At 62.9% G+C, this 12366-nt stretch carries 4 protein-coding genes; 3 read left to right on the forward strand and 1 reads right to left on the reverse strand.

Annotation, left to right across the window (positions count from 1 at the left end; translation table 11 throughout):
• Positions 1-52: 52 nt before the first annotated feature.
• Positions 53-8494 (reverse strand): hypothetical protein, encoded by an 8442-nt coding sequence (locus tag DYI42_RS04490; protein WP_213544726.1) that lies wholly within the window; start codon positions 8492-8494, stop codon positions 53-55.
• Between the two features lie 566 nt (positions 8495-9060).
• Between DYI42_RS04490 and DYI42_RS04495 the strand changes: the two genes are divergently transcribed.
• The 3 genes from DYI42_RS04495 to DYI42_RS04505 all read left to right on the forward strand — a co-directional run.
• A complete protein-coding gene (locus DYI42_RS04495) occupies positions 9061-11079 on the forward strand; it encodes a type VI secretion system Vgr family protein (RefSeq protein ID WP_213544727.1) in 2019 nt (672 codons plus the stop codon).
• 20 nt (positions 11080-11099) lie between these two features.
• Positions 11100-11693: a DUF6931 family protein gene (locus DYI42_RS04500; protein WP_213544728.1), complete on the forward strand. Its 594-nt coding sequence runs from the start codon at positions 11100-11102 to the stop codon at positions 11691-11693.
• A gap of 225 nt (positions 11694-11918) precedes the next feature.
• On the forward strand, positions 11919-12366 hold a 448-nt coding region (locus DYI42_RS04505), incomplete at its 3' end, for a type VI secretion system-associated FHA domain protein (protein WP_213544729.1).

Consider the following 12366-nt stretch of genomic DNA (forward strand, 5'->3'; position numbering starts at 1 on the left):
ACCCCGGTAATTGTCACGATAGGCTCACACCCGCGCGGCGGGCGCCGAGGGATCAGAACTGGAGCCGGATCTGAGCGGTCAGGCTGAGCGCTTCAACGTCTTCCGAGAAGCGCCCGTCGATCCGCGCCGAGGCGTTCAGCTGTTTGGCATTGCCCACCTGACCATCGAGGATCTTGATGTAGCTGAGGCCCACCGAAAGCTCTCCGAAGTCGCCCAGCGGCTCGGTCGAGATCGGCAGCTGTGCCGTGTCGGTCACGTAGGTTGCCTCGAGCGGATCGGAGAAGTCCTTGTAGTAGGTCGCAGTGACGAACTGGTTCCAAGCGCTGTCGCCCGCCTCACCGATGACCGTCCGCGCCAGCGTGGCGCCGACGAAGCCGATGGAGGTGGTGTGATCCTCGAAGACCATGCGGCCGACTTCTGTCGTTTGGTCGCCCGGATCGCGCAGGATCACGTCATCGGTGGAGCTGCGGGTGATCCCGAAGCCACCCGTCGGCACCAGCGTCAGGGAGTCGGAGAGCGGATAGCTGTAGGAGATCGACGCCGACAGCGTGGTCGACTTGCTGTCCACCTCTTCGTCGAAGAAGCCTGCTGCCGGGGTGATGCCATCGGCATCGAGCACCAGTACCGGGTTGTTGAAGGTGAACTTGGTTTGCTCCGACCGCAGCTGAACGTCGGCGGTGTAGGCATCCTTCGCGAAAGCGAGGTAGGCGCCGACATAGGTTTGCGTGAAGTCGGTTTCGGTGGTCGACAGCAGAGACGTCGGCGTCGGCGTCCCCGAGGAGTAGTCGATGTTGAAGACCTTCTGGCTGGTCGAACCCTGGTTGTAACCCAGGATCATGCCGCCGGCGATGTCGAACGGGCTGTCAGAGACGTCGAAGCAGCCGTAGTCGATGCCCATGGTCAGGCCGGCATAGTCGGCCTCCACCGTTGAGGGCAGGTTGGACACGCCGTTGTTGGTACGCGCCGTGCCGGTGGCCGAGCCACCTGTGACACGCGCCCAGGAGCCGGTCCCGCAGTTGTCATCGTCCTCGTACGCCAGGCCGGAGACGAAGGGCGAGGACGGACGGTTGACGATGGTACCGATCAGCGATTGCACGAGGCCGATGTTGCCCGCAACAGCGCCGATACCCGCGCTCACGTCGGAGAGCACGTAGGCATCGCCCGAACCCGGATCGTAGACCGCGAAGTAGGCGGTGGCGCCGTTCACCGTGATCAGGGCATCGTCGAAGGTCAACGCCCCGCCCGAAGAGTTGGCGTCGATCAGGACGAAGTCCGTCGGGTTGGTGAAGTTGGTGTCGAAGGCCACACCTTCGAACGTGAGGTTCACGTTGCCCGACACCGAGCCGCCGACAGTGATGGCTTCCTGCACCGCGGTGTTGCCCGTGCCGGTGCCGGTGAAGGCCAGGGTTCCGCCGCTGAACGACAGGTTGCCGCCAATCTCCAGGTTGTCGGCCTGATCGGACACGCTGGCAAGGTCGATGGTGCCGGAGCTGGAGACGTTGCCGCCGATCACGCCACCCGATGCACCCAGCGCCGTGATGGTGCCGCTGCTGGTGGTGCCGCCCGTGGTCGAGAAACCGCCACCCGCATCCAGCGTGATGTTGGAGTTGTTCACGAAGCTCCCGGTGATCGCAAGGCTCGCCGCCCCCCCATCGAGGAAGTCGCCATCGTTGGTGAAGGTGCCAGACATGGTGCTGGCGCCGTTCACGCTGAACGTGCCGTCATTGCCGAAGTCGCCGCCGATCGAGCTTCCGGCTTCGGAGTTGAAGGTGCCGTTGTTGGTTACCGCCGCGTTGATGGCACCCGAGTTATCGACCGTGTCGTTGTTCACCAGGCTGTCAGCGTTGATGATGCCGGTGCCGGCGTTGGTCAGCGTGGCGTTGTTCGTCACGGTGCCCACATTGCCGTCGGCGCCCACGGTGCCCGCATTGGTGAAGTCGTCGGCCAGGGTCAGGTTGGCCGCGTCGAGCGTTCCGCCAGCCTGGTTCGTCGAGACCTCGGCAATAGTCACATCGCCCGAGGCGTTGAAGTCGCCGGAGTTGTCGAGCGCGCCGTCGATGGTGCCGGTCACGGTGTTGACCACGCCGGTGGCGGTGATGGTCAGCGTCTCGCCGCTCTCGTTGCTCAGGGTATCGGTCGCGGTCAGCGTGCCGTCATCCACGGTGAAATCGGTGTTGATGGTGGCATTGACTGCCGACAGCTCGAAGCCGCCGAAGGTCACCGCACCACCGTCACCGCCGGTATCGTCCTGAATAAAGTCGCCGCCCACGTCGAGATCGCCCGACATGACGATGGTTGCGCCGTCGGTGTTGGTGACATCGCCCGAGACTTCAAGCGAGGCGGTCACATTGAACGTACCGCCATTCTGGTTGATAACTTCGCCGTCGATGCCAGCGGTCGCGCCGGTGCCCTCGGCATTCAGCGTGCCCTCGTTGGTGATGGTGTCAATGTCGAGCAGAGCGGTGGAGGTCACTGTCTGACCCGACGCGTTGTCCAGGCTGGCTGCTTCCAACTCGCCGCCGGTCACGCTGATCGCGCCTTCGGTGTTGGTCACGGCCCCTGCGACATCCACAAGCCCGGCTGTGATGTTGACCGAAGCACCAGCCCCGTCATTGGTGAGGGTGTCTGCAGTCACGCTGCCGGTAGTGGAAACCGTCAGCAGGCCGCCCGCCGTGTTCTCGATCGCCCCAATCACCACGATGCTGGTGTCGACATTGGCAATGATCTGGCCCTGGTTGTCGGTGATTTCATCCGCCGTGAAGGTGCCTGCCCCGGCCCCACCGACCGCGCCGGTGTTTCCTGTCACGGCACCAACCGTCATATCGCCAGTGGAGCCGGCGAAGAGCCCGATCTCGCCGCTGTTGTTGTCAACATCACCCGCGGTCAAGGACCCGTCGCCTTGGATCACGATATCGCCTGAGTTGTTATCAAGCGTTCCGGTGAAGGTGGCGGTGCCGGAGTAGACTTCGAAGGTGCCTGTGTTGCCGTCCATGTTCACGGCGTCGAAGGTGCCGTTCTCAAGGTCGATATCCCCGGAGTTGGTCACATCACCGGTCACGTTGAAGTCGCCGTCGGTGGTGATATCGCCCGCGTTGGTCAGCGTGCCCGCGTTCACAATACCGGAGTTGTTATCGAGCACCGAGGTGCCATCAAGGTTGAGATCGTTGGTCGCCGTCAGGGTGCCGTTGTTCACGGTTACGGTCGCGTCAACCACAGTCACGTCAGTGTCGGAGGCGAGTGTTCCGGTGTCTACGGTAATGTCTTCGTTCAGGTCCACATCGCCCGCGGTCAGGCTGTTGCCCGCGAAGGTCACATCCCCTGCCCCGACCTGTTGGTCGAAGGTGCCGGTCACGTCGAGCGCGCCGTCGAGCGTGATCTGGCCGCCCGCCTCGTTGGTAAGATTGCCGTCGATGTCGCCAGAGAGCGAAGTGAGCGTGCTGGCGTTGTCCACGGTGCCGTTGATCTGGCCGGAGCTGTCGAGCGTTGCGCCCGCCGCCACGTCCACGCCACCTTCGATGGTGCCGGTGCTGGTCAAGCTGCCGGAGACCAGCGCCACCTGTGCGCTTTCGGAGTCCAGCGTGCCGTCATTGGTCACGGTGGCGCCGTCGATGGTGACCGTGTCGCCGATCAGGTCGCCGGCGTTGGTCACGACGCCACCGTTCAGCGCCACCGCGTTGTCCACGTCAAGCGTGCCGCCGGTTGTGTTCAGCGTGCCGCCGGTCTGGGTGTAGGTGCCGGTGCCGGTCACGGTGAGGGTGCCGGTCACGTCGAAGGTGCCGCCATCCTGCTGCACCGCGCCGTCGATGGTTCCGTCGCCCGCATCCACGTCTCCGAGGTTGGAGAGCGTGGTCGTGGTCAGCGTGCCGCCGTTGGAGATGGTCAGATCACCGCCCGCCGAGTTGACGAAGTTACCCGAGGTCTGGATCTCGCCGCCGCCGTCGATGGTCACATCGCCATTGGTGCTGCTGAAGTCGCCCGCCGTTACGTCGAGCAGTCCGGTGCCGGTCACGTTCAAGATGGCGTTGATGTCGTCGTTGGTGAAGGTCCCGGTGGTAAGCGTGCCGTCGGACACGTTCACGGTGGCCGCCGCCGTGTTGTTGATGTTGGCCGCGGTGAAGGTGCCGGTGCCGTTCTGCTCCACGAGGCCGCCGTTGGTCATGGTGATGTCGCCGGTCAGCGTAAAGTCGCCCGAGCCGGAGTTGCTCAGCGTGCCGCTCATACTACTCGCGCTAGTGGCGAGAATGTCGGCCGCACCGGTGTTCTCGATGGTCCCGGAGTTGCCGTCGATGGGGCCGAGGCTCACGTCGGCCCCGACCGTCGTGGCCGCGTTGGTCAGGGTTCCCGAGTTGGTGAAGAAATCGCCAAAGGTCATCCCACCGGTCGCCGTCGCGGTGTTGATGATGGTTCCGGAGTTGCCCGACGTGCCGGCCGCGGTGATGTTGCCCGACCCGCTGTTGGTGATGGTGCCGGAGTTCGCGTCCATGAACCCGGCGACGGTGATGTCACCGCTGCCGGAGTTGGTGACGGTGCCGGAGTTTACGCTCAGGCCGCTGGTGAGGAGGTCACCCGCCCCGCTGTTCAGGATATCGCCGGTATTGTTGTCGATCCCGGCCTGAATGTTCAGGTCGCCAGAGCTGGAGTTCGTGATGTCGCCCGCGTTGCCAGTGGCGTTGCCGGTGAAGGTCATCACCGAGTCGCCGGAGTTGATCAGCTCGCTGTCGGCGGTGGTGCCGGTGTAGTTCGCCGCATCGAAGGTGCCGGAGGACGAGGTGATGGAGCCCGCGTTGCTCACGTCACCCGTGACGTTGAAATCGCCGGTGTTGGTCACCGTGCCGTCTGCGACCACCGTGAGGGTGTTTACGTTGGTCTGGCCGCCGTCCGCGTCGTAGGTCGCCGTGGCATCGACGTTCAGGTTGCCGGTGCTGGCCGTCAGGGTGCTCTGGTTGGTCAGCGTCGCACCCGAGTTGACGTTCACACTGCTGTTGGACACCAGCGACCCGCTGTTCACCGTCAGATCGGCGTTCACGATCACGCCGCTGGCCGTCCAGGTGTTGCCGTCGAAATCGACCGAGCCGCCGTTCTGCGTGAACGTGCCGGTGCCGAGGGCGCCGGTAAGGGTGATCGCCCCGGTATTGGCGACGAACCCGGTGATCGTGCCTTCCAGGTCGGCGTCGCCACCGGTGTTGAACAGGTTGCCGGTGATCGTGCCGGTGTTGGTCAAACCATCGGTGCCGGTGCCCGTGTTGGCGACGGTGGCGGTGAGGTTGCCGGAGTTGATGAGGATGCCATCGTTGTTGATGGTCCCTGCCGTCATGGTGGAAGAGTTGTCCACTGTCGCGCCGGTGCCGACGTTGATGGTCTCGCCCGTCGCAGTGAAAGTGCCGTCGTTGTCGAGCAGCGCGTTGTCCGTCACCTCGATGGTGCCGCCCACAGAAACCGTCACGTCGAAGGTCGCGCCCACGTTGAAGCTGGAATCATCCTGCAGGTTCAGATCGGTGCCAGCGGTCACGATCGTGCCGGCCGAATTGATGTTAATCTCGCCGTCGTTTTGGTTGTTGATGCTACCTGTGGTGGCTTCTAGCGTGGAGCCGGTGCCATTGAGGTTGTAGATGCCGGTCGGCGCACCATCGACGCTGTCGTTGTTGATGTCGCCCGTCAGATCGGTCACATCGCCGCTCATGGCGATGTTCACCGTCGTGTCGTTGTTGATGGTGTTGCCGCCGCCCACAAGGCTGGAGCCCACACCCACGCTGACCCCGCCGGTGCCGGCGGTGTTGATGGTCTCGGCAGTCACCGTCACGCCATCGGCAATAACGAGCGAACCGGTGCCCGAGGTGCTGAGGTCGCCCGAGCCTGTGCCACTGTCGTCGACGGTGATATTATCGTTTGCATTCAACGTGCTGTCAGTGATCGAGATCGAACCGACATTGGTGATTTCGTCGTTGACGGTCAGCGTGCCGCCATTGATGGCAGTCAGGCTGTGATCGCCGGCAGGTAGAGTTGCATCCGGAGATGCGTCGATGGTTACTGTCGCACCATCTGCCACGAGGTCGTAATCGACACTGGCAACCGTAATGTCCTGCTGCGCCGTGAACTGATCGACATTCAGCACGAGGTTTCCGGCGTTCGCGACGTCGTCGAAGTTGGCACCAACGGTGAAGTTCGTTGCGTTGATCGTGAGCGTCTCGCCCGAGTCCATGACCAGCGCACCATCGAGCACAACGGAGCCATCGTAGACCGGTGCTCCGGCCCCGAGGTCCGTCGAAGACGTCAGAGTAACATTGCCGCCGGTCGTGTTATCGAAATCACCGAGTGTGATCGTACCGCCCGCAGTCAGCGTCGTATCGGCAGCGGAGAACTCGACAGTCCCGCCGGATGCGTCGAAGTTGCCGGTCACATCGAGATTGCCGGTCACAACCACGGTGCCACCGCTGGCGGTGGCCGTCACATCACCATCGATGCCGCCAGTGTTTGCGCCACCGGTGCCCTCGGCCTGAAGCTGCCCCAGCGCTCCGACAGTGATGTTGCCGGTCACCAGCGTATCGGTGTCGAGCGTGCCCGCTGCGATATTGATCGCATCCGCATCGGTCGAGGTGGCCGTCAGTGTGCCGGTCGATACGTGCACGGAACTGCCGCCGGTAATGTCAAGCTGGTCGACCGTGAGATCATTGTCGACATCGATTTCATTGCTGCTCGACTGGGTCAGAGTGCCGGTGATGTCCAGCGCGCTGGTGATGTTGAGGTTGGCGCTGCCCTGGTTGGTCACATTGCCGTCGATACCCGCGCCGCCGCCCGCGCCGTCTGCGCCAGTGCCTTCGGCGTTCAGCGTGTTGTTGTTGACGATATCGCCCGTCACCAAGCCGGTGGTCACCATCGCGCCGTTGCTCTGCACGGTCACATCGCCGTCCACCGAGCCGTTGTTGGTCAGCTGACCGGCCACGTCGAACGCATCGGCGTCGGTAGAGGTGGCCGTGAGTGTCGAGCCTGAGGCAACGGTCACCGCGAAGCCGTTGGTGATGTCGACCTGATCGGCGGTTACATCTTGATCGATGGTGAGCGCCGTGCTGCTCTCCTGGGTCAGGGTGCCGGTAATCTCTGTCGCGCCGGTGAAATTGATGTCACCGGACCCGGAGTTGGTCACATTGCCGTCGATCGCGGCCTGGCCATCATCCGCCACGGTCCCCGCAAGGGTCAACGTGTTGGCATTGGTGAGCGTGCCCGCCCCCCCGTTGATCGCAACCTGCCCGCCGTTCACCACGATTTCGCCCGCATTGGCGATATCCGCGGTCGAGGAGAAAGTGCCGCCACCCGAAACATTCAGCCACTCGCCGGTGTTGCTGTTGGTCACCGAGGCCGTGCTCAGTGTGCCGTCGGTGACGGTGATCGTCCCATTGGCCGTGTTCGAGAAACTCTCGGCAGAGGTGGTGCCCGAGCCGGTCTGGCTGACAGCGCCATCGCTGGTCACGCCGCCGAGTGCGGAGGTGCCCGAGCCGCCAAGGGTCACTGCAGCGCCGGTGTTGACGGTCGTGGTGCCCCCCGAGGCCACGTCAATTGCGCCGGTGCCCGAGGTCGAGAGCGTGCCGGTCACATCGGCCGAGGTGTCCACACTCAGGGTGTTCGCAGAGACGTCCACGGTCCCGGACGTCACAGTGAGCGTGCCGACCTGAACATCTGTGTCAATTTCCATGTCGGTCGTGCTGGCCTGCTCCAGATCACCCGTGATCTGGGTTGGCCCACTGAAACCCAAATCACCCGCGTTGAGAACGCTGCCTTCAACGCCGGCCCCACCGGCCCCACCGGTGCCCGAGAGCACGGTGACGCCGTTGTTGGAAATGACCCCCGTGACCAGTCCGGTCGAACCAAGCGATCCATCGGTGCTCACCAGGATATTGCCCGTCATCTCACCCTGGTTGTTGACGGCGCCGTCCTGGATGTCGATCTCGGGCGTTCCGCCGCCATTGGCCTCCAGAGAGCCGCCGCTGGTAATGGTCAGCACGCCGTTGCCCGTCAGCGCGACATCGACGTCGTTGACAACGACATCCCCGCCAAGAGTCAGGTTGCCAGCACCGTCGATGGTGAGGTCGATATCGTTGGTGTCGCCGTCGATAGCGGAGTTGATCGTTGCGACGTGACCGTCAGTGGTGACGGTGATCGAGGTCGCGCTGTCGTTGGCATCCTGAAGCGTGATGGTTTCATCGTTGACGACGTAGCCATCGGAATTGAAGGTCATGTCACCCGCCGTGACACCGCCATTGGCCACCGTCACCGTGCCTGCGGTGGCACCAAAGAAAGCGTTATCGCCCGCGGAGAAAGGCTCGTTCGACCCACCGATCTCCAAATCATCCCAATCGGCGTTGCCACCGCCGCCGCCCAGCGACCACGTTCCGTCACCACCATTGGCGTCATCGGGGTCCTGACCGGGAATGATGCTGCCCTGCGGATCCCAGTAGAGATCAGAAGCCTGGGCCAGAACGCCCTGCCCCGCCAGGCCCAACGTGATCGCCGTGGCAACCGCCGTCGTTGCCAGAAAAGAAGATCTCGCTCTGCGCGACGCACCCAAGGGTTCTCGTTCAGGCCCGGCTGCGGAAATTGCAGTTGAAGCCACGATGCGTTGGGTGCGGAAATCGCTGCGCATGGGAGTATGTCCTCTCGCCTTCAAATTATCGGCACGATTCACCACCCACCTCGGCAGATCTCCGCGCACTTGGCCGTCACACTACTTGCCGCCAAGTCATGCGACAATGCCGAAATTTTGCCACAACTCCTGGTAGGCCCCTCTGGCATCAGCCTGCTGGCTCTTTGTTGCAGGCCGGCAACAAAACGAATGTCATAGGCCACTCTCGGCCATATTCATCGTTCACGCGGCCCTGCCCATACCCGCGCACCGATGGGCACGGGGCCGGACACACCGAAAGTGTCGAACAGGATTTTTCCGACCCTCTTGCGCGGTCCTGTGACGCCCCCTACATTGGACATACGTTATTTCAATTATTCGTTCTGGCGGCTGACCGGTATTTTGAGGGTCGGCCTGCAAAAAATCAAAACTGGGAAGCCCCCGAGATGAGCACCGCAAGTCATAGTCAGTCCGAGCGCCTCGGCAAGCTGCACACCGTTCTCGCCTTCGACACTCTCGCCCTCCTCCGATTTGACGGAATGGACGCGGTGAACGAGTGCTTCGAGTATCATGTTGAAGCCGTCACCAACGACGAAGACGTCGCGGTGAACCTCGACGACCTGCTTGGCACGCATATGACTGTCGAGCTGGAGGATCTGTACGGCGCACCGAAGTATTTCGACGGGATCGTCACCGAATGCGGCTGGGCCGATGACGGCGATAGCGGCAACACCTACCGCTTCACCCTGCGACCCTGGTTCTGGATCATGTCCAAGCGGACGAACAACAAGATCTACCAGGAAAAAACATTCGAAGAGATCATCACCGAAGTCTGCTCCGATTTCGGGTATGATGCTGCTGGCGGGCTCGACGTGCAGCTCTCGGCCGTCTTCGCGCAAATGACGCAGGAGTACATCGTTCAGTATAACGAGAGCGACTTTCATTTCCTGTGCCGCCTGATGGAGCGGTACGGCGTGAACTACTATTTCACGCACGAGCAGGGCAGCCACAAGATGGTGGTGACCGACAGCAACGACGGCTTCAAGCAGCTCTCCCCTTCCGAGCGCAAGTACATGGGCCACGAAGGTCAGCACGTGCAGGAAGACGAGCACTTCTGGGACTGGACGCCCAACCGGCGGCTGACCACCGGCAAGGTTGCCCTGACCGATTACAACTTCAAGACCGTGAGCGCCAACATGAAGGGCGAGCAGGAAGGCGACGCCGTGCATGAATACGGCAAGCTGGAAAGCTACGAATACCCCGGCGTCTATCTCGACGGTGGCGAGGGCACCGACTTCGCCCGCTTGCGGGCCGAGCAATATCGCGCCCGCGACAAGCACCACACGGCCTCGGGCGACTGCATGAGTCTTTCGTCCGGCATGAAATTCACCCTGACGGGCGAGCATCAGGACGAGGCGCTGATCGGGGAAGAATACATCTGCGTCCGGGCGATGCACAGCTTTCACACCGGTGGATACGTTTCTGGCGGCAGTGGCGGCGGCGGTGAGCATGTGTTTGTCGGCAACTACGAACTGGCCCCCTCTGCCGTTCCCTACGCTCCTGAACGCAAGACCCACGAAACCCGGATGACTGGCCCGCAGACAGCGACAGTGGTTGGCGCCAGCGGCGAGGAGATCGACGTTGACGAGTTCGGCCGCATCGTTGTGCAGTTCCACTGGGACAGGCTCGGCTCGAACGACGAGAACTCCTCAATGCGTATCCGCGTCGCCCAGCCGTGGGCAGGCTCCGGCTGGGGCACGCTTTTCATCCCGCGGATCGGGATGGAGGTGATCGTCGAATTCCTTGAGGGTGACCCCAACAAGCCTGTGGTCACCGGCTGTGTCTACAACGGCGACAATGCCCCGCCCTACGAGCAGCCCGGCGACAAGAACTGGAACGGCATCAAGTCCAATTCCACCCTCGGCGGCGGCGGCTATAACGAGCTGGTGTTCAACGACACCAAGGGCGACGAGCTCTTCCGCCAGCATGCGCAATACGACATGGAAACCAAGGTTCTCAACGACGAGCGCCGCGAGGTGGATGTCAACCGGACGACGACAATTGGCGGCAACGAAACCCGCACGGTGCACGGCGAAGAGACCCACACGATCGACAAGGACAACACCTACCTGATCAAGGGCGACGAGAACCGGACGGTCAACAAGAACCGCGAAACCAACATTGACAAGGATGACAGCCTCAACATCATGGGGAACTGGGCGGTCGAGATCTTCAAGAAGACCACGATCAACGGCCAGCAGGATATCGAGATAAACTCACTGACCAAGATCAAGCTGACGGTCGGGGCCTCGTCTATCACCATTGAGCCCGCACAGATCAAGCTGGCCGCACCAATGATCGACGTGAACGCCTCAGCGAACCTGACCACCAACGGCGGCGCAATGGCAACCCACAAGGCCGGAGGATTGATGACGATCCAGGCGGCACTGGTTAAGATCAACTAACGACCGGAAGGATTCGGCAGGTGGGGGACTCCTCTGAGAAGACAGTCATTGCTGGCGTCACCAAGCGAAAGAACCTTCGGTTCGAGGTGGCACAGGAACTCTATGACGCGATCCCGGAGATCGAGGAGGACGTGACGGCACGGCCCGCCGGGCACACGTCTATCACCTTCATCGAAACTCTCGCCAAGAGCGACACGCCGGAAGAGGCGCTGACCTATTGCGCCTATGTGCTGCCCCGCCGATTTGCCGTGTGGTGGGGGCACGAGTGCCTCAAGAAAATCGACGAAACCCTCGACGATGCCGACCGCGACATGCTGGAGCTCGCGGCCAAGTGGGTGGGCGACCCCGACGAAGACAGCCGTTACCGCGCGCTGGACGCGGCGATGGAGGCCAAGGTGAAGTCGCCCGGTGTCTGGGTGGCGCTCGGCGCGGGCTGGTCCTCGGGATCAATGGCCGGCGCCGATGTGCCCCCAGTGCCGCCCCCGCCTTTCCTGACGGCGCGCGCCGTGAACGCGGGCCTGCTCTCTGCGCTCGCCCGCTACGAGGTGAAGGCGCGGGCCGAGCACCTGCAGCGCTTCGTGCGCATGGCCCTGCTGCTCACCGAAGAAGGCTGAGTGCGGCAGCCGCGCGCGCGGTGTTGATGCAACGGGTTAGTTTTTGCCGCCAAGCGTTTGATCCCAAAGGCACACAGCCACCCACAGCGACGTGCAACAAAAGCCGCCGAAGCGGCGTTGCGCAGGCCAGCGGGCTTGCATCGACACCCCCTGAGACGTAACTCTTGGGGCACAGCAGATTTCCAACGCCCAAAGGCGGGCGGCATTATCCGAGCGGCGCCGATCATGACCCTGACCCTTCGCATCGACAATTTCCCTTCCCTGCCCGATGGCGGCCCGATCGAGTTTTCGACCGACCAGGGCGGGTTCGAGATAGGGCGCGATCCGGCGATGGACTGGACCTTGCCCGACCCCAACCGCTTTGTCTCGTCCTGCCATGCCGAGATCCGTTACGAAAACGGCACTTACTGGCTCTATGACGTTTCGACCAACGGCACCTTCGTTAACGGCGCCTCGATGCGCGTGAAGAGTCCATACCAGCTGCAATCCGGAGACAAGCTCCAGATCGGTCACTACCTTGTTGTGGCCCAGGTGGCGGCGGCTCAAGCCGCCCCGGCACCGCCCTTTGAGGCCGCACCGCCTGCGAGCTCCGGCCCCTCCGCCTTTGACCAGGGCGGCGGCGGCGGGGGTGGCGGCGATATCTGGTCGGTCGGCGGCGGCGGCGGTGCGGCCC

The sequence above is a fragment of the Vannielia litorea genome (assembly GCF_018424695.1).
In the GTDB taxonomy this organism is placed as follows: domain Bacteria; phylum Pseudomonadota; class Alphaproteobacteria; order Rhodobacterales; family Rhodobacteraceae; genus Vannielia; species Vannielia litorea_A.

Excerpts from the sequence above, each read along its gene's own strand:
- DYI42_RS04495 (WP_213544727.1), top strand. The coding sequence starts at position 9,061 with ATGAGCACCGCAAGTCATAGTCAGTCCGAGCGCCTCGGCAAGCTGCAC.